The sequence below is a fragment of the Bacillus sp. 0909A genome, assembly GCF_036765115.1.
Lineage (GTDB): Bacteria > Bacillota > Bacilli > Bacillales > Bacillaceae > Bacillus > Bacillus mojavensis.
On the sequence record NZ_JBAIZU010000001.1, the window covers coordinates 830187 to 847333 of the forward strand.

The following is a 17147-nucleotide window of genomic DNA, read 5'->3' on the forward strand; positions in this document are numbered from 1 at the left end:
CCGCGTATGGCTTTTTTTAAGCACCCTTCTGGTTCGAATTCGGTTCAGTTTTTTTACCAAATAAACCTTCTTTGACTGGATTTGAACCTGCTCTTTTTACAAACAGCGGATTGAGAATGACTACAGCGATGATATTGGCGGACAATCCCCAGAAACCTTCATAAATGCCGTGTGCAGATTGCGTGATATACACAATAAACGTAACCGCAAGGCCGGCTAATAATCCGATCACTGTCGCCTCTCTCGTTTGGTTCTTCCAGAATAAGCTGACGGCAATCGCCGGGAAGATCTGCACCATGCCGGAAACGCCTAAAAGCTGAAGTGTCACTAAGGCAGTTGGGAACAGCATTCCAAATAGAAGAGCAAGACCGATCACGACAAACACCATGGAACGTGTAATAAGGGTCAGTTTGCTTTGTGACACATTTGGATGGATCAAGTCACGGTATAAGTTATTGGCAAATAAATTCGACGCTCCGATAGCCATGATCGAACAAGGGATCAATGATGCAAGGGCGATAGTGGCATAGGCAAAACCTTGTGCCACGCCGCCGTAAGACGTCTGAATCAGATGCAGCAGCGCCAGTCTTGGATTTGTATCTTCCGGCAGCACAAGAAAAGCGATAAAACCAAGGAAAATAACTAAGATTAAAACGATGTTATAAAGCGGCAAAAACATGCTGTTTTTTCTAACTGCATCGGCACTTTTCGCCGTAAATACACCTGTAGCGGCATGCGCCCACATAAAAAGTGCCAAGGCGGATACAATAGATGCTGTAATAAACCAAGGGATGCCTTTTGGGCCTTCTGTCGGTATCGTCAGCATTTGCGGCGCTTCCTTCACCAATGTATCAATCATCGGCGTCCAGCCGTTGAAATGTATAAGCGGGAGGGAAACGACCATAAACAGCATAATCACCCATACTAAAATATCTTTAATAATGGCTGTAAAAGTTGGTCCTTTAATCCCGCTGAAAAACGTGTAAAGAGCAACAAGGATGAATGAGATAATGACAACGAACTTTACGTTGATATAGCCGGTGCCCGCAACCTGAAGCGTATCTTGAATTCCGCTAAGCTGAAGACAGATATACGGGATAAGCATCAGGACCCCGACAATTGCAACGAGACTTGCCAACAGCTTACTGTCAAAACGTTCCCGCGCATAATCTGCGAGAGTTGTTAATTTGTGAATTTTCGCAACATTCCAAAGTTTTGGCAGGAAGAAATAGGCGATAAAATAAGCCAATACGGAGTAAGGAATAGCAAAAAACGCGACACTTCCGCCTGTGTAAGCCGTACTGGTCAAACCTAAGAAAGTATATGCCGTGTAAAGGTCAGCGCCTACTAAAAACCAAACGAGAAGGCCGCCAAAACGTCTGCCGCCGACAGACCATTCTTCCACCGTGGTTCGCGATGATTTGTCTCTCCCGGCGAGAAATCCGATACAGACAACAGTTAATACGATAATAGCCGTAATCATAAGTGCAGTGAAATTTCCTTGCATCATTCAATTCCTCCATCTTTTTTTTGCACCAGGTAAATGCCAAACGAACATACCGGCGTAATAATAATCCACAGCAGCAGCCAAAAGTGGAAAAAAGGAAGGCCGAAAATAATCGGTCCAATTCGATTCACAAACGGCAAAAGCGCAAGCTGAATGAATGGTAAAATAATGAGTATAACAATAAGTGCTTTTTTAACCATTTACTTTCCTCCTGAAACATGATAATGCTCACTATAATAGCAGTTGTAAGATAAGATCACAAGATAATTATTAGAAAAAAGTGATTTTTTCAATTATTTAATCAAATCACATGATTTGCATCCTGCACAATATAGGTTTAAAATAATAAATATCTCGAAATCAAGATAATTTAGGAGTGAAAAGATGAAAACAGAAGGATTGCATCATGTCACAGCATTTGCCAGAGATCCGCAAGAAAATTTGCGATTTTATACAGAAGTGCTCGGGCTTCGGTTAGTCAAAAAAACAGTGAATTTCGATGACCCGGGAACATATCATTTTTACTTTGGGAATCAAAATGGAGATCCCGGGACCATTATTACCTTTTTCCCGTTTCAAGGAAGCGGGCAGGGGACGGTAGGGAAAGGCCAAGCCGGCCGGATTTACTTTTCAGTCCCTAAAGGCTCTCTGGCTTTTTGGAAGGAACGCCTCCAAAATAATGGGCTGAATGCAGAGGAGAAAATGCTATGCGGGGAACAGGCGCTTATCTTTGATGATACGGAAGACCTTCCGCTAGCGATCATGGAAGACGGCGAAAGCGAAAAAAGCGAGTGGACACCTGACGGCATTTCGGAACGTGAAGCCATCACCGGGATGAAAGGCGTGCTGCTGTACTCCTATGATCCGCAGGCGACAATTCAATTGTTAGTGGAAAGCTTCGGATACAGCAAAGTGGCGGAAGAAGATCAGATCGTTAGACTGAAATCCGCAGCGGCTGTCGGAAACCTGATCGACGTTCATTTGCAGCCGGAAAAAAGAGGCGTCGGCGGTTATGGAACAGTTCATCATATAGCGTTTCGGACAACAAGTGAGGAGCAGGCCAATTGGCAGCCGGTGATTGCTGAAAAACATCTCCCTTCATCAGAAATTCTTGACAGGGAGTATTTCACATCAATTTATTTCAGGGAAAAAGGCGGCATCTTATTTGAGATTGCCACAGATGAACCAGGCTTTATGACAGATGAAACGTTTGATGAACTGGGGACATCATTAAAGCTGCCCGAATGGCTGGAGCAACACCGCCAACAAATTACAGATATTTTGCCTGAATTGTAGGAGGGGACATGATGAATTATATTTTTGAAAAAGGAACATCTGACAACGTCTTACTGCTGTTACATGGAACCGGAGGAAATGAGCATGATCTCCTTTCATTGGGACGTTTTATAGATCCTGATGCTCATTTGCTCGGTGTCAGGGGATCAGTGCTCGAAAATGGTATGCCGCGCTTTTTCAAACGACTCAGCGAAGGTGTATTTGATGAAAAGGATCTCGTTGAGCGGACAAAAGAATTAAAAGATTTTATCGACGAGGCGGCACAAACGCATCAATTTGACCGGAGCCGAGTGATTGCAGTCGGCTACTCAAACGGCGCAAATATCGCGGCAAGTCTGCTTTTTCATTATGCGGATGTTTTAAAGGGGGCTATCCTGCATCATCCTATGGTGCCGATCCGGGGGCTCAAGCTTCCTGATATGACAGGGCTTCCTGTTTTCATTGGGGCCGGGAAATATGATCCGCTCTGCACAAAGGAAGAATCGGAAGAGCTTCACCGCTGTTTGCTTGACAGCGGGGCATCTGCTTCAGTTTTTTGGCAGGATGGGGGCCATCAGCTCACACAGCATGAAGCTGAACAGGCTCGCCAATGGTACAAAGATACGTTTCAATAAAAAAACCTTAGTCCGTGTTTATCCGGACTAAGGTTTTTCTTAGATTTACAGCCAAGTTGAGACTTTTGTTAGAGGCAAGCGGTTGCTTTGATGTGCAGGTTTCACTGCTTTACCGATAGAAATAAGCATAACCGGAACATAGCGCTCGCTAATATCAAATTCCTTTTGGAATTGCTCCTTATTAAATCCTCCGATTGCGCAGGTGTCATAGCCTTTCGCTTTTGCGGCAATCATAAGCTGCATAGCAGCCAATGAAGCATTTAAGAAAGCAGAATCGCGTGCGAACTGTTCACTTTGGTAAGCACCGTTAATTTGACCCAGCAGCGTTTGTTTGATTTCATCCGTGATGAAACCTTGGTTTGCCAATTCAGCGTAAACATCTTCACCGTTTTCATTCGCTTTTAGATCGCCTAAAATGGCAACAACAGCAGATGATTCAACAATTTGTTTTTGGTTATAGGCTACAGGCAGAAGAGCCGCTTTTGATTCATCGCTGTGGAATACTGTAAAATGCCAGTGCTGCAGGTTCCATGCAGAAGGCGCTTTAGTCGCGAGCTCCAAAAGTTCAGTCAGTTCCTCTTTAGAGATCGGGGCATTCGTATCATATTCCTTAACAGATGCCCGTGCTTGCAAAATGTCCAGAGTATCAGTCATAATGTTTCCTCCTTCGGATAAACGTGGTATGATAATAGAAAAGTTAGAAGCTTACTAAATGTAACTTGAAAGATCATTTTAATGGATCAGTGAATACTTGTCAAACAATAGATGAAGGGATGAAGACTAGTGGGAAATACAATGTGCCCTAAAATGGAGTCAGCTTTCTCATTGCTGGGAAAACGATGGAACGGTCTGATCATCCATGTACTAATGGATGGGCCGAAACGATTTAAAGAGATAACGGAAACCATACCGATGATCAGCCAAAAAATGCTGGCAGAGCGTCTTAAAGAGCTAGAGCAAAACGAAATTGTTGAACGCCGGGTTCTTCCCGAGACACCGGTAAAAGTGATCTATACGCTGACTGAAAAAGGAACAGCGCTGCAATCTGTATTTCAAGAAATGCAAGCGTGGGCCGATCAATTTTGTGAGCCTGGTGTTACAGTATGTGAAGAAGAGAAATAATGGAAGGGAACAGAAAAGGGTTTCTTTCAGTGAGAAAGTCATGTAAGTGGGTCATTCCGTTTACATGACTTTTTATTTTAGGCCATGATGTGTATCAGCTTTTATTTTACAGGATAAAAAGAGATGTTAGGATGAATTCAACATACATAATTAGGAAAGCATCCTTCCGTGAAAAAGTTACTAACAGCTATCTTGTTGTTATTGGGAATCATTATTTATCTTATTGTTCAAATCAGCAAACCGAACTCTGTCTGCCTGAATTTTACATATACAATCAAAACCCTGTCAGCTTTCATTGGAATTACATAGGCATTGAAACTGGATATAAAAAGGGAGACCCTAATTCTATCCACCAAATCTGGATCACTCCGTTATATTTCGTTTTGCTGGCTGTTTTCATTCTGGTTATTTCAGCTTTTTTGAAAAAGAAATAATAAAAGAGAGGTCTTGAATAAGGATCTCTCTTTTTTATTTCATTGACTGGCCATTTGCTAAGTGTAAGGCAGATGAATACGTTTCACCATTTTATAACTTGCCATTCAAAAACTGTGCTTCGCCGAGCCCGAAACTCCAATCAGCATCACCGTTTTCTGTAATGGAAACCATTAGGTCTTCCGGGGAAATACCGCATTCTGTTTCTAGTTTTTCAGCCAGCAAGGCATATAATTTTTCTTTTTGGCTCTTTGTTCTTGTTTTACTTGTAATGCTGATGACGATCAAATCCTTGCTTCTATGAAACCCTAGTCCGGTATCGTGAATCACGAGCTCATTCTCGGGATGCTGGTGGACAATTTGATATCGGTCACTCTCCGGCACGCCAAATGCTTCTACCATTGCTTGATGAGCAGTGTCTAATAGTGCTTGTAATGCTTTTTGATCACGGCCTTCTATCAGATCGAAACGTAATAATGGCATTTGAATACCTCCTTTTGAGACACAGATTTTATCAGCCTGTTAACACATTGTTTTGTTATCGGAGCCAATTGATAGCTAAAAATTGCTGGCTTGATAAAAAACATAACACATAACCAATAATTGATCAATATATAACCATAATATTATCTAATAGCCTATGAAATCATAAATATTATTGACATTAATTGATTGGGAGATTAGTATGAAAATACTAGTTTATCAAAAGATGACAATCATATCACCAATGATTCTATTTTGGCAGAAATGAAAACGTTTTCTAATGAACATCCTGTGATATGTCAGAAAACAAAAAATGCAATGGAGGTTAGTCATGCCGATTTTTATCGTTACTGCCGGCGTTCTTATTTTTTCTGATCATTAAAATGAAATTACATACGTTTGTATCTCTTATTGTCGTTTCATTTCTAGTGGCAATCGGCCTGGGGATGGATCTAAGCAAAATCGTACCTTCTATAGAAGCGGGAATCGGCGGTCAGGGCTGGGCTGTGTTTTATTGGCTGGATTATTTTTGTAACAATGCTTTATCAATAAAATTAATCTCACAATAGCCTCTAGCCCAATCGTTTTTCTTCCTGGATGAATACCTTACATATAGGCAGACATAAAGGAGGAAAAAGTCATGTACCCTCAACACTCGTATCATCGCGGGAACCCAGGTCCGGCCGGATACCCGGAACGAAACCCTTTTTTGTTTGGCGCTCCTTTAGTCGGCGGTTTATTAGGCGGTTTTCTTGGGAGTGCTCTTTTTAATTATCCGCGTCCCTATGCGTATCCGCCTGTTCCCTACGGTTACGGAGGTGCACCATACGGTCCAGTGCCGTATGGCGGAGGTTATCCCGGTTTCTATTAGCAAAAACGGCCTGCGCAGAAGCAGGCCGTTTTTTATCGCATTATTTCTACCTCGGACATATTGTAGTCCTGCTGTTTATAAAACATGACTTCCAAATGGCCGTCTTTATAAACGGCTTTCGTTCCTTTCCGCTTGACAAGACAGGGAAGATTTACTTTTTTAGGATGGGTCGAACCTGGGAAATGTTCAATCAGTAATCTATGAGATGTATGTTTAATTTTGAGCTGTTCCAGCTGGCTTTCGGTTACTGAAACCTTTACAAACACATGGTCTGCTGTTTCGAATATATCTATATCAGGTTCGGTGCGCTGTGTTTTTTCTTTAGTCGGGAGGGGATCGCGAAATGGAAATTGAGCCGCGGAATTACTTCCGAACACACTTTCCATTACACTGTTTACATAATGCTCAACCTCTTTTGGATCAGCCTTTTTTAATGCTTCCTTGGAAAATTGATTGTGGAAAGGAAAGTATTTGTTCCACTCAAACATCTTCGTCACACCCTTTCTTCACGGACAAAATAGTATATGCCTGCTCGATCTTTCACGTGATATAATATAAGATGCTCTAAAGAAAGGCAGGGACAAAATATGCATCATTCAGAAACAAAAAAAGGCGTTCTTTACACAGCCGTTTCCTTTACCATGTGGGGGCTGTTTCCGCTCTATTGGAAGCTTCTTGAACAGCTGCCTGCACTTGATATTTTAGCTCACCGTATCATTTGGTCTTTTGTTTTTATGTGTATCGTGCTATTTTTCTTTCGTCAATGGAAAACGGGGTGGCTCGAGCTGCGGTCTTTAAAAAAGAACGGAGGCATACTATCCTTATTTCTCGCTTCAATCCTTATTTCGATTAACTGGTTTGTATACATATGGGCTGTCAATCATGGATTTCTGCTTGAAGCAAGTCTTGGCTACTACATAAATCCGCTTGTGTCAGTTCTTCTCGGCATTTTGTTTTTAAAGGAAAAGCTGAACCGCCTTCAATTGGTTGCCGTTTCGATTGCGGCAGCAGGTGTAATTATTTCTGCGTTTCAATACGGATCCATTCCGTATATCGCGCTGCTGCTCGCATTCAGCTTCGGCTTATACGGGTTTACCAAAAAAAGAACAAGCCTTTCAAGCGCTATCGGTTTAACGCTGGAGACATTCATGATTATGCCGATTGCATTGGGGTATTTGCTGTTTAGCGGCCATATTCAGCCTGCGGGTGCAGAAAGCGGCGGGGCATGGGTGCTTCTCTTTTTTGCCGGTGTGTTTACCGCGCTGCCGCTTTTATTGTTTGCTGAAGGTGCGAAGCGGCTGCCGCTGTATCAAGTCGGTATATTACAATATATTGCACCGACCATCACCTTGCTGATCGGGCTGTTCGTTTATCATGAGCCATTTTCAAGCTCGAAGGCATTTACTTTTGCCTGTATATGGGCTGCATTGGTCTTGTTTACGTTTTCACAAGTAAAATGGAAACGGGCATCAAAAAGCCATTGAGCCTTTGGCTTTTCAGTTTGACTATATATTATGTATAATCATTTCATGTATGTAAGACATAAAGGAGCAGGACGATGGACAATGATATAGAAATAGGAAAAGCATACGCCTCGCTATGGAACAGCCGCTCTTTCTCAAATGAAGATGAAGAAGCGATTATAGAGGCAATTGATCTTGAGCTTTTGGATAAGAGAACACATCCGAGACTCCGTAAATCTATGCTGGAAAAATATTATGCCGCTATACAGCGCATTGTGAATTCACAGCTGGAACCGGCTGTCAAATATCAACTGGTCAAATTACATACAGAACGCGTACAGTATTTAAAAGAAGAAAGAGGGGAGCAATTATGAAAGCAATCATAAAAGAAGATGTGCAAGCATCTTTAGAACGATATGCGGACCGCCCTGTATATATCCATTTAGAAACCACAACCGGTTCTTACTCGGCACATTTAAATGAAAAAAACATGACGGTTGTTGCTTATATACGCAATGCAAAAGTAACCTATCATCAAGCTAAAATCAAAGGGAGCGGGCCTTACCGGGTCGGCTTAAAAACAGAAGAAGGCTGGATTTATGCTGAAGGCCTGACTGAGTACACAGTTGATGAAGAAAACCGCTTATTAATGGCAGGACACTTGCCAGGCGGGAAACTTGCTATTTCACTTCAAATCAGTGAAAAACCGTTCACAGTTTAAAGAAAAGGGTGAAAAAATAATGAAAGAACACGTGCTTGTAATCCTGCCTCACCCTGATGACGAATCATACGGTGTGGCGGGTCTGATTGCTTTAAACAGAAAAAAAGAGGTGCCCGTTACATATGCTTGCGCTACGTTAGGCGAAATGGGCAGAAATATGGGAGATCCATTTTTCGCTAATCGGGAAACCCTGCCATTATTAAGAAAACAAGAGCTTATCAATGCCTGCAAAGCAATGGATATCAATGACCTGCGGATGCTCGGGCTTCGTGACAAAACGCTTGAGTTTGAAGACGATGAATATTTAGCTGATATCATGGAAGAAATCATAGATGATGTGAAACCAAGCTTAATTGTCACATTTTATCCGGGACATGGCGTGCATCCAGATCATGATGCATGCGGGGAAGCGGTCATCCGGGCATTGTACCGCAAAAAGAAAGAAGACCGTCCGCGCACACTATGTATGGCTATTACACGCAATAGAGAAGAGGTGCTTGGCGAAGCAGACGTCGTACTTGATATCAAAGAAGTAGCAGATATTAAAATGAACGCGTTAAGAGCTCATCGCACCCAGACGGAAGGTATGCTCCGAGAGCTTGAGGAAAAACTGAAAAACAATGAACCTGTTATGGCAACATGGTTTGAAGAAGAAGTGTATTGGACATATCAATGGAATGATTAAAAAAAAGGTATAAGGTCTATAGGGACCTTATACCTTTTTTAATTTCAAGTCGGATGCAATTGCTGACGCAAGGGTAGATCTCAGTGAGATGTCCTCAAAAGACAAACCGAGCTGAACCGCTGTTTGCGCAATTTCCGGTCGGATCCCCGACAATGTGGATGAAACGCCAATCAAACGCAACGCCTCAATCAGACTGAAAAGCTGGTGGGCAACCATGGTATCAATGACCGCTACCCCGGATAAGTCAATGTAAAGCTGCGTCACCTTTTTCTTCGCACATTGATTCAAGGTATTTTCCATAATTAATTTAGCACGGACGGTATCAATATCACCGATTAACGGAAGCAGTCCCACACTGTGGAACAGCACGATCACCGGTGCGCTCAATTCAGTGATCATATCCTTTTGGGCCTGAAGCTGAAGGCTTGTGTTTTTGTACATTTCTTCTATAAAAATATGAATCACAAGATCAAACGCCTTAATAAGAGTGTGGTACAAATCCTCGGCTTCTTCGCTTTTCACGGTATCCTGATTGATATGAACAAATTCCTTCACATAGGAAACAAACAAGTCTCTTACTCTGACAAACTCACGGATAATATAGTGGATCGGCGTTTTTAAATGCTCTTGATCCTGAGTGACTTCAAAAGCCCAGGTTTTTAGAATGGGCAAGTATACCTCTTCTTCATCTATAAAGATACGGCTGATCTTATAATTGAAAGCAAGGTTCTGGCTCTTTAAATTTTTAATGACGGCCGGGTCTGTTGATGCGTAGATTGAGTTTGGGTCAGTTTCCTCGATTGTTTCATACCATGCTGAACTTATGTCTTCCGCATGCTGAGACAGATACTCATATAATTTCTGATTTTGTGCCATGCATATCACCTCTTTTAAAATTCCTGTTTCAATAAATAACGTTTTTGCAGTTTAACCAGTCTGAAAAACAGACCGACTGCTCCTGCCGCTAGCCCTGCAATTAACCCGATCCAATAACCGAACGCGCCAAGTCCTGTAAACGTGCCGACCGCATAACCGACAGGAAGACCGATAACCCAATAAGAAATAAAAGCCGCTGCAAGTGTATAATTGACATCTTTATATCCTCTGAGGGCGCCCTGAATAGGTGCTGCCACAGCGTCGGAAAGCTGAAAAAACAGCGCGTAAATTAAAAAGTGCTGCGTGAGCCGGAGGACATCCGGATCAGAAGTGTACATGCCTGCGATTTGCTCTCTGAACAAAAGGATACAGGCAGCTGTTAACAAAGAAAAGCCTACCGCCATCATAATGCCGATAAAGCTGTAAGAGCGAGCGTCTTTAAAACGAGCTGCTCCGGCCTCAAACCCGACAACTATCGTTAAAGCCATGGACACGCTGAGCGGCAGCATATATAAAAGTGACGCAAAGTTCATGGCGGCTTGATGGGACGCGATGGTCACTGTGTTAAAATGGCTCATCAGCAAAGTGACAGCCGCGAAGATGCTCGTTTCAAAAAACACGGCAAACCCGATAGGCAATCCGATTTTCAGCATATTTTTGCAAGCTTCCCAAGAGAACTTATACATGGTAAGGAAAATGCCATATCCAGAAAACGGCGCTGCTTTACGAATGATGATAAAACTGATGATACAGATGCACCAATACGTAAGCGCGGATGCAAGCCCGGCGCCGACTCCGCCAAGTGCAGGCATGCCGAATTTTCCGAAAATAAATACGTAGTTTAACACAAAATTTATCGGCAGTGAACATAGTGTAATCATCATGGTGACTCGTGTTTTTCCTAATGAATCAATGAACGATCTCAAAACGGTGTAAACAAATAAAGGAAAAATCCCCAAAGATAAAAAACCTAAAAAGTGCTTCGCAATGTCATGTACGTGAGCCTCAAGGTTCAATCGGGATAGAACAGGATCAACTATTCCATATCCAGCCGCTAAAACGGCGATGCTAAGAAGCGCGGCCACATATACTGCCTGTAAGACAGTAAAGGGAATTTGTTTGGTATTCTCGGCGCCTAATAGCTGCGCGACGATTGGGGTGACTGCCATTAATATCCCTGCCAGTCCAGTATAGACAGGCGTCCAAAGACTTGATCCAATGGCCACACCGGCTAAATCGGCGGCGCTGACTTTCCCTGACATTACCGTATCTAAAAAGGTTATGAGAGAAAGGCCCGCCTGAGTGATTAAAATCGGAATTAAAATGTGCAAAAGCTGTTTTACCTTTTGTCCGGCGTTTTTTGTTTCTTTCATACATTGATCCCCGTTTCTTTATCATAACGAGAGAAATTATAACATTTTATGTATAAAAAGCAATGAACGCCTGGCCTATTCTTTTTTTGTCGGTTTCGTTTTTCTAAACATTTGGGCATAAATAAAAGAAAGCGAAATAACGCCTAAAAAGGTGCAGATATACTGAATGATTCTTTCCATTTCCATTCTTTACATACCTCCTTTACCAATAGAATGTACATCAATAAGATAAGCATGCGTGCAAAGTTGAAAATATGAAAAGGAGATGAAGGCCCATGCATTACGAACAGATGACAGAAAGTGTATTCACGGCAAAGATACAATCGCATTTAGAACAGATATTAGGGGATGCTTCTCTTATTTTGAAAACGCTTCATGAAAAAGATCAATGCCTCCTTTGTGAATTGGATGACTTAGGTCGTATTTTTCAGAATATGCACGGCATCGCCTCATCCTTTTATTTGCAATCATACATTGAACAATTTACACCGTCATTTGTGGAACTGGCCAAGGCGATTAAAAATTTATCGGAAAATAAGCATGGCGCGTTAATTGTCATTGAAAGGACAGACTCGGTTGACAAGTTTATTCAAAAAGGAACATCGCTTCATGCAGAAATCAGTGCTTCATTAATTGAAAGCATCTTTTTTCCGGGAAATCCTCTTCATGACGGCGCTTTATTAGTGAGGGAAAATACACTTGTCTCAGCAGGAAACGTTCTCCCGCTGACGACACAAGAAGTGGATATTCATCTGGGAACCAGGCACCGGGCAGCTTTGGGGATGTCTGGATATACAGATGCGCTTGTACTGGTTGTTTCTGAGGAAACAGGCAAGATGTCGTTTGCGAAGGATGGGGTGTTATACCCGCTCATCTCACCGAGAACTTAAAAATAAACAAAAGGACCCGAACTGCTTTTGTCTCATGAGACAAAATGACTGAAATAGAACCCTTTTTTAAAAGCATTCATGCCATACTGAATGCTTTTTTTCTTGAAAATAGAAAGTCGGGAAATGTAACCTGGGATAAAAGTTATATAAGATTAATATTAATTAAGTTAAATACTTTACCTAATTTTGTATTTATAGTACTGTATAAAATATTACATAAATTTTAATGAAAGGGCGTGTCCGCATGGCTAATGTATTAATGATCGGCTTTCCGGGAGAGGGCCATATTAATCCGTCTATCGGTGTAATGAAGGAACTGAAATCAAGAGGAGAAAACATTACTTACTATGCAGTAAAGGAATATGAAGAAAAAATCACCGCGCTTGATATTGAATTTCGTGAATATAACGATTTTAGAGAAGATTATTTCGGAAAAAACGCAACTGGTAATGAGGAAAGAGATTTTACCGAAATGATATGTGCCTTTTTAAAAGGGTGTAAGGACATCGCCACCCATATTTATAATGAAGTCAAAAACGAATCATATGATTATGTCATATATGATCACCATTTCTTGGCCGGTAAAATCATTGCCAATCTGCTGAAGCTGCCGAGATTTTCATTATGTACGACTTTTGCGATGAATGAGGATTTTTTAAAGGAAATGATGGGTACATTCAATAGCAGACCATTTGAAGACTCACCTTATTACGAATCCTATCAGCAGCTCGCAGTAACCTTAAATTCCGAGTTTCAAGCGGAAATTACCAAGCCGTTTGACGTTTTTTCGTCCGATGGAGATTTGACGATCGTCTTTACGTCTAGAGAATTTCAGCCAATGGCAGAGCAATTCGGAGAAAACTATGTTTTTGTTGGTCCTTCAATTGCAAAAAGAGCCAAAAGCAATGACTTTCCATTCGATCAAATGAACAATGAAAACGTGCTGTTTATTTCTATGGGAACTATTTTTAATAATCAAAAAGAGTTTTTCAATCAATGTCTTGAGGTATGCAAAGACTTTGACGGAAAAGTTGTGCTGTCCATTGGGAAGCATGTTAAACAAAGTGAGTTAAACGATATTCCGCATAATTTTATTGTGCGCCCGTATGTGCCTCAGCTTGAAATCCTGAAAAGAGCCAGTTTGTTTGTCACCCACGGCGGAATGAACAGCACAAGCGAAGGCTTGTATTTTGAAACACCGCTCATTGTCATTCCGATGGGAGCCGATCAATTCGCTGTCGGAAAACAAGTGGAGCAAGTAGGTGCGGGGAAAGTGCTGAAAAAAGAACAGTTGTCTGAAAGCCTTCTGAAAGAAACCATTCAAGAAGTGATCAACAATCCTATCTATGCCAAGAAAGCAAAAGCAATTGGTCAGTCACTGAAAGCGGCAGGCGGTGCTGAAAAAGCTGCCGTCAGCATTCTTGAATATGTTAAACAAAATACTCAATCAGCTAATGCATAATGGATTCAGCCTGTTCATTTGAAATGGACAGGCTTTTAACTGTTTAGAAAAGCTGGGCAGTGTTGCAATCAGAAGAAGGGATTTGACACTTTGATAGAGAATTGAAAGAAAAACAGACAGGAAAGGAGGAAAATCTGCTTCTTTCATCAACATAAACCAATCATTTTACCCCCGCTTAAATAGTCCCTTAGACTTTCGATAAATATATCCAAATTATGTAAAATATTAGGTGTTTATCTAGAGGTTTAAGGTCGAACGAAGCTACATTTGCTGCCGGATCTATAAAAATTTGTTTATAACGCTAAAAAAGTGACGATATAACGTATGTGTGCCATTTTTGGAAACAGAATACTAATTATTTCTGTTTGTGTCATAAAAAGTTTAGGAGGTTGCATGAATGAAAAAGAAGATCGTAGCCAGTTTAGCTGTTTCCGCAGTTGTTGGGTCATCGATGGCAGCAGCACCCGCGGATGCAAAAACGATAAAGGTGAAAAGCGGTGACTCTCTTTGGAAACTTTCGCGCCAGTATCATACAAGTATTTCTGCATTGAAATCCGAGAACAAATTGAAATCGTCAATGCTTTATGTCGGACAAAGTCTTAAAGTTCCAGAAAGCAGCAAAAAAAGCAAAACATCCTCATCAAACTCAAACAAAACGTCAACATACACCGTGGCATATGGTGATTCTTTATGGATGATTGCCAAAAATCATAAAATGAGTGTTTCAGAGCTTAAAAGCTTAAACAGCCTGAGCAGTGATTTGATTCGTCCCGGCCAAAAACTGAGAATTAAAGGGACAAGCAGTTCAAACGGTTCGAATGGACCGAAAAAAAGCAACGATTCAAATTCTACAGGTCCATCAAAAAGTACATATACTGTAAAGCTTGGTGATTCTCTGTGGAAAATCGCAAACAGTTTAAATATGACGGTGGCCGAATTGAAAACCTTAAATGGCTTAACATCAGATACACTTTACCCTAAGCAAGTATTGAAAATAAAAAAAGGCAGCTCATCCAATAGCGGTAGCAGCGGTTCCAAAAAGCCGTCAAACTCAAATACTTCAAAAACAACTACATACAAAGTGAAATCAGGTGATTCGTTATGGAAGATTGCGAATCAGCTGGGCGTCACTGTGCAAAGTATTCGTGATAGAAACAATTTGTCTAGCGATGTTCTGCGAATCGGACAGATTCTCACGATTTCAGGAACGACTAAATCAAATAATTCCAATAAGAATGTCCCGAAAGACAAATCAGGATCAAACGTTCAAATAGGAACAAAGATTGACAGAATGATAACGGAGGCAAAAAAATATGTCGGTGTTCCGTATCGCTGGGGAGGAAATACGCCTTCCGGTTTCGATTGCAGCGGCTATATTTATTACCTCATTAATAAAGTATCATCTATTTCAAGGCTGAGCACGGCAGGGTACTGGAATGTGATGCAAAAGGTCAGCCAGCCGTCAGTCGGTGACTTTGTTTTCTTTACTACGTATAAATCCGGACCGTCTCACATGGGGATCTACTTAGGCGGCGGCAATTTTATTCATGCAAGCTCCGACGGTGTGGGCATTTCCAATCTCAGCAATTCGTATTGGAAACAGCGCTACTTGGGAGCACGTAGCTATTTTTAAACTTTGAGCATGGACATTAGACAGACAGGGCGTTTGGGCAGGACGTCCTGCTACCCTAATGTAAAAGCCTTTTAAAAGGCTTTTTTTAGTTTATATCGGAATATGATTGACCACACTGTTAGAAAAAACAAGGGGGAGACAGCATGAATCGTTTCTTGCTCCTTATCGTGGTGGCGGCATTGGGTCTTGCGGGATGCAGTCAGGAAACACCTCCTGACCATCCGCGGCGGGTACCGGATAAAAAGGTGATAGAAACGTCAGCGTTTAGTCATCAGATCCAGCTGGTCAATAGAGAAGGCAAAAAAGTGGGGTTTATTGAAATAAAAGAATCAGAAGACGAAGGGCTCGATTTTCACATCTCAGCACACAGCCTGACACCCGGGGCTTCACTCGGTTTTCATATTTATGAAAAAGGATCATGTGTCAGGCCGGATTTTGAATCTGCGGGCGGACCCTTTAATCCGCTGAACAAAGAACACGGCTTCAATAATCCGATGGGACATCATGCCGGAGATCTTCCGAATCTTGAAGTCGGCGCTGACGGGAAAGTAGATGTTATTATGAATGCGCCTGAAACCTCTTTAGAAAAAGGAAGTAAATTGAATATTCTCGACCAGGATGGCAGCGCGTTTGTTATTCATGAACAGGCTGACGACTATCTGACGAATCCGAGCGGAAATTCAGGAGCGCGAATTGTGTGCGGAGCGCTTTCTGGCAATAACGAGAAACAGTAATATAGCGGGAGCCCTTTGTATTGAGCATACAGGGGCTTTTTTAGTATACTCGTTAATGGAATACGAATAGGAAAGGAAACCTGTCTATGACATCTCAATTGCAGCACTTAACATTGCCGGAAGATATACAAAATAAGCTTTTATCATATAAAAGCCAGCCGATTTCTCCAGAATTTCAATCGCTTATTGGGACATCAGGCTATGAGGCGGAGGATGAAGCCATTTTATTCGATGCCATTATCGCATTGGCGATGGGGAAAAATATCCTGTTAAAAGGACCTACAGGCTCAGGTAAAACTAAGCTGGCGGAAACATTGTCCAGTTATTTTCATAAACCAATGCACAGTGTCAACTGCTCAGTTGATCTGGATGCTGAAGCACTGGTTGGCTATAAAACCATTGAAAATCAATCTGGCCAGGCAACGATCGAGTTTGTCTCGGGGCCTGTGACAACGGCCATGAATGAAGGCCACTTTCTTTATATAGACGAAATCAATATGGCAAAGCCGGAAACCCTGCCCATCTTAAATGGTGTATTGGACTATAGAAAAATGATGACAAATCCGTTTACAGGAGAAGTCGTTCGTGCAAAAGAAGGGTTTGGAGTCATTGCTGCCATCAATGAAGGCTACGTTGGAACCGTACCGCTGAATGAAGCGCTTAAAAACCGTTTTGTCATTATTGATGTGCCTTATATTAAAGGCGAGCTGCTGAAACAAGTACTCATGTCTCAGTCTGCTCTTCATGATGAGAAATTGATTGACCGGTTTATCACGCTGTCTTCTGATCTGATCGTTCAGGCCAATAACGGGCAGGTGTCTGAAGAAGCGGCATCTATCAGAGCTTTAATTGATACGTGTGATTTAGCCGCTTATATTCCGCCGCTACGTGCCATCGAACGGGGAATTGTAGAAAAGCTTGACGATGACCGTGAAAAGGCGGCGGTCCGAAATATCGCAGAAACTCTGTTTGAATGAGGGATGTG

At 41.8% G+C, this 17147-nt stretch carries 20 protein-coding genes and 1 pseudogene; 14 read left to right on the plus strand and 7 right to left on the minus strand.

Going from position 1 to position 17147, the window contains the following annotated elements; all coding sequences use genetic code 11:
• Positions 1–16: 16 nt before the first annotated feature.
• Both V6D42_RS04565 and V6D42_RS04570 read right to left on the minus strand, forming a co-directional pair.
• On the minus strand, positions 17–1507 hold the full coding sequence (locus tag V6D42_RS04565) for a sodium:solute symporter family protein (RefSeq protein WP_333512583.1): 1491 nt from the start codon (positions 1505–1507) through the stop codon (positions 17–19).
• Entirely contained in the window at positions 1507–1707 is a 201-nt protein-coding gene (locus V6D42_RS04570) for a DUF3311 domain-containing protein (protein WP_333512486.1), read from the minus strand. Before V6D42_RS04570 ends, V6D42_RS04565 begins: the two co-directional genes overlap by 1 nt.
• A 184-nt stretch (positions 1708–1891) precedes the next feature.
• Between V6D42_RS04570 and V6D42_RS04575 the strand changes: the two genes are divergently transcribed.
• Both V6D42_RS04575 and V6D42_RS04580 read left to right on the plus strand, forming a co-directional pair.
• Positions 1892–2803: a ring-cleaving dioxygenase gene (locus V6D42_RS04575; RefSeq protein WP_333512487.1), complete on the plus strand. Its 912-nt coding sequence runs from the start codon at positions 1892–1894 to the stop codon at positions 2801–2803.
• A gap of 11 nt (positions 2804–2814) precedes the next feature.
• Entirely contained in the window at positions 2815–3417 is a 603-nt protein-coding gene (locus tag V6D42_RS04580; RefSeq protein ID WP_333512488.1) for an alpha/beta hydrolase, read from the plus strand.
• A 45-nt stretch (positions 3418–3462) separates the two neighbouring features.
• On the opposite strand, the gene V6D42_RS04585 is transcribed toward V6D42_RS04580, so the two are convergent.
• On the minus strand, positions 3463–4071 hold the full coding sequence (locus V6D42_RS04585) for a nitroreductase family protein (RefSeq protein ID WP_010334602.1): 609 nt from the start codon (positions 4069–4071) through the stop codon (positions 3463–3465).
• 129 nt (positions 4072–4200) lie between these two features.
• Here V6D42_RS04585 and yodB point away from each other — a divergent pair, with 129 nt between their 5' ends.
• The gene (gene yodB, locus V6D42_RS04590; RefSeq protein WP_333512489.1) at positions 4201–4539 is read left to right on the plus strand and encodes a transcriptional regulator YodB; all 339 of its coding nucleotides are present in this window, start codon (positions 4201–4203) and stop codon (positions 4537–4539) included.
• A gap of 525 nt (positions 4540–5064) precedes the next feature.
• Here the strand turns inward: yodB and V6D42_RS04595 are convergent.
• Positions 5065–5454, minus strand: coding sequence for a tautomerase family protein (locus tag V6D42_RS04595; RefSeq protein WP_268446035.1), 390 nt, complete (start codon positions 5452–5454; stop codon positions 5065–5067).
• A 331-nt stretch (positions 5455–5785) separates the two neighbouring features.
• Here V6D42_RS04595 and V6D42_RS04600 point away from each other — a divergent pair.
• Together V6D42_RS04600 and V6D42_RS04605 are read left to right on the plus strand one after the other, a co-directional pair.
• A pseudogene (locus V6D42_RS04600) lies at positions 5786–5951 on the plus strand (GntT/GntP/DsdX family permease); the annotation flags it as partial.
• 143 nt (positions 5952–6094) lie between these two features.
• Positions 6095–6325, plus strand: coding sequence for a hypothetical protein (locus V6D42_RS04605; RefSeq protein ID WP_268451236.1), 231 nt, complete (start codon positions 6095–6097; stop codon positions 6323–6325).
• Positions 6326–6357: 32 nt separating this feature from the next.
• Here the strand turns inward: V6D42_RS04605 and V6D42_RS04610 are convergent, their stop codons facing one another.
• Entirely contained in the window at positions 6358–6813 is a 456-nt protein-coding gene (locus V6D42_RS04610) for an Hsp20/alpha crystallin family protein (protein WP_333512490.1), read from the minus strand.
• 99 nt (positions 6814–6912) lie between these two features.
• Here V6D42_RS04610 and rarD point away from each other — a divergent pair, with 99 nt between their 5' ends.
• The 4 genes from rarD to bshB2 all read left to right on the plus strand — a co-directional run bounded on the left by rarD (position 6913) and on the right by bshB2 (position 9194).
• Complete coding sequence (gene rarD / locus V6D42_RS04615; RefSeq protein ID WP_333512491.1) at positions 6913–7809, plus strand: EamA family transporter RarD; 897 nt, start codon at positions 6913–6915, stop codon at positions 7807–7809.
• Positions 7810–7883: 74 nt separating this feature from the next.
• On the plus strand, positions 7884–8162 hold the full coding sequence (locus tag V6D42_RS04620; RefSeq protein ID WP_333512492.1) for a hypothetical protein: 279 nt from the start codon (positions 7884–7886) through the stop codon (positions 8160–8162).
• Positions 8159–8509 (plus strand): YojF family protein, encoded by a 351-nt coding sequence (locus V6D42_RS04625; RefSeq protein WP_010334594.1) that lies wholly within the window; start codon positions 8159–8161, stop codon positions 8507–8509. The genes V6D42_RS04620 and V6D42_RS04625 overlap by 4 nt, the downstream gene beginning before the upstream one ends.
• Before the next feature lie 19 nt (positions 8510–8528).
• Positions 8529–9194: a bacillithiol biosynthesis deacetylase BshB2 gene (gene bshB2, locus V6D42_RS04630; RefSeq protein WP_010334592.1), complete on the plus strand. Its 666-nt coding sequence runs from the start codon at positions 8529–8531 to the stop codon at positions 9192–9194.
• A gap of 27 nt (positions 9195–9221) precedes the next feature.
• Here the strand turns inward: bshB2 and V6D42_RS04635 are convergent, their stop codons facing one another.
• Together V6D42_RS04635 and V6D42_RS04640 are read right to left on the minus strand one after the other, a co-directional pair.
• A complete protein-coding gene (locus V6D42_RS04635; protein ID WP_333512493.1) occupies positions 9222–10070 on the minus strand; it encodes an STAS domain-containing protein in 849 nt (282 codons plus the stop codon).
• Positions 10071–10084: 14 nt separating this feature from the next.
• On the minus strand, positions 10085–11443 hold the full coding sequence (locus V6D42_RS04640; protein WP_333512494.1) for an MATE family efflux transporter: 1359 nt from the start codon (positions 11441–11443) through the stop codon (positions 10085–10087).
• Between the two features lie 275 nt (positions 11444–11718).
• Here V6D42_RS04640 and cdaS point away from each other — a divergent pair, with 275 nt between their 5' ends.
• The 5 genes from cdaS to V6D42_RS04665 all read left to right on the plus strand — a co-directional run bounded on the left by cdaS (position 11719) and on the right by V6D42_RS04665 (position 17139).
• A complete protein-coding gene (cdaS, locus tag V6D42_RS04645) occupies positions 11719–12333 on the plus strand; it encodes a sporulation-specific diadenylate cyclase CdaS (protein WP_326193519.1) in 615 nt (204 codons plus the stop codon).
• Positions 12334–12577: 244 nt separating this feature from the next.
• The gene (locus tag V6D42_RS04650) at positions 12578–13795 is read left to right on the plus strand and encodes a macrolide family glycosyltransferase (protein ID WP_333512495.1); all 1218 of its coding nucleotides are present in this window, start codon (positions 12578–12580) and stop codon (positions 13793–13795) included.
• A 397-nt stretch (positions 13796–14192) separates the two neighbouring features.
• On the plus strand, positions 14193–15428 hold the full coding sequence (locus V6D42_RS04655) for a C40 family peptidase (protein ID WP_333512496.1): 1236 nt from the start codon (positions 14193–14195) through the stop codon (positions 15426–15428).
• Between the two features lie 143 nt (positions 15429–15571).
• Positions 15572–16162: a superoxide dismutase family protein gene (locus V6D42_RS04660; RefSeq protein WP_333512497.1), complete on the plus strand. Its 591-nt coding sequence runs from the start codon at positions 15572–15574 to the stop codon at positions 16160–16162.
• Between the two features lie 86 nt (positions 16163–16248).
• On the plus strand, positions 16249–17139 hold the full coding sequence (locus tag V6D42_RS04665) for an AAA family ATPase (RefSeq protein WP_010334584.1): 891 nt from the start codon (positions 16249–16251) through the stop codon (positions 17137–17139).
• The last annotated feature ends 8 nt before the right edge of the window (positions 17140–17147 follow it).

Excerpts from the sequence above, each read along its gene's own strand:
- V6D42_RS04565 (WP_333512583.1), bottom strand. The coding sequence starts at position 1,507 with ATGCAAGGAAATTTCACTGCACTTATGATTACGGCTATTATCGTATTA.
- V6D42_RS04570 (WP_333512486.1), bottom strand. The coding sequence starts at position 1,707 with ATGGTTAAAAAAGCACTTATTGTTATACTCATTATTTTACCATTCATT.
- V6D42_RS04575 (WP_333512487.1), top strand. The coding sequence starts at position 1,892 with ATGAAAACAGAAGGATTGCATCATGTCACAGCATTTGCCAGAGATCCG.
- V6D42_RS04580 (WP_333512488.1), top strand. The coding sequence starts at position 2,815 with ATGAATTATATTTTTGAAAAAGGAACATCTGACAACGTCTTACTGCTG.
- V6D42_RS04585 (WP_010334602.1), bottom strand. The coding sequence starts at position 4,071 with ATGACTGATACTCTGGACATTTTGCAAGCACGGGCATCTGTTAAGGAA.
- V6D42_RS04595 (WP_268446035.1), bottom strand. The coding sequence starts at position 5,454 with ATGCCATTATTACGTTTCGATCTGATAGAAGGCCGTGATCAAAAAGCA.
- V6D42_RS04605 (WP_268451236.1), top strand. The coding sequence starts at position 6,095 with ATGTACCCTCAACACTCGTATCATCGCGGGAACCCAGGTCCGGCCGGA.
- V6D42_RS04610 (WP_333512490.1), bottom strand. The coding sequence starts at position 6,813 with ATGTTTGAGTGGAACAAATACTTTCCTTTCCACAATCAATTTTCCAAG.
- rarD (WP_333512491.1), top strand. The coding sequence starts at position 6,913 with ATGCATCATTCAGAAACAAAAAAAGGCGTTCTTTACACAGCCGTTTCC.
- V6D42_RS04620 (WP_333512492.1), top strand. The coding sequence starts at position 7,884 with ATGGACAATGATATAGAAATAGGAAAAGCATACGCCTCGCTATGGAAC.
- V6D42_RS04625 (WP_010334594.1), top strand. The coding sequence starts at position 8,159 with ATGAAAGCAATCATAAAAGAAGATGTGCAAGCATCTTTAGAACGATAT.
- bshB2 (WP_010334592.1), top strand. The coding sequence starts at position 8,529 with ATGAAAGAACACGTGCTTGTAATCCTGCCTCACCCTGATGACGAATCA.
- V6D42_RS04635 (WP_333512493.1), bottom strand. The coding sequence starts at position 10,070 with ATGGCACAAAATCAGAAATTATATGAGTATCTGTCTCAGCATGCGGAA.
- V6D42_RS04640 (WP_333512494.1), bottom strand. The coding sequence starts at position 11,443 with ATGAAAGAAACAAAAAACGCCGGACAAAAGGTAAAACAGCTTTTGCAC.
- cdaS (WP_326193519.1), top strand. The coding sequence starts at position 11,719 with ATGCATTACGAACAGATGACAGAAAGTGTATTCACGGCAAAGATACAA.
- V6D42_RS04650 (WP_333512495.1), top strand. The coding sequence starts at position 12,578 with ATGGCTAATGTATTAATGATCGGCTTTCCGGGAGAGGGCCATATTAAT.
- V6D42_RS04655 (WP_333512496.1), top strand. The coding sequence starts at position 14,193 with ATGAAAAAGAAGATCGTAGCCAGTTTAGCTGTTTCCGCAGTTGTTGGG.
- V6D42_RS04660 (WP_333512497.1), top strand. The coding sequence starts at position 15,572 with ATGAATCGTTTCTTGCTCCTTATCGTGGTGGCGGCATTGGGTCTTGCG.
- V6D42_RS04665 (WP_010334584.1), top strand. The coding sequence starts at position 16,249 with ATGACATCTCAATTGCAGCACTTAACATTGCCGGAAGATATACAAAAT.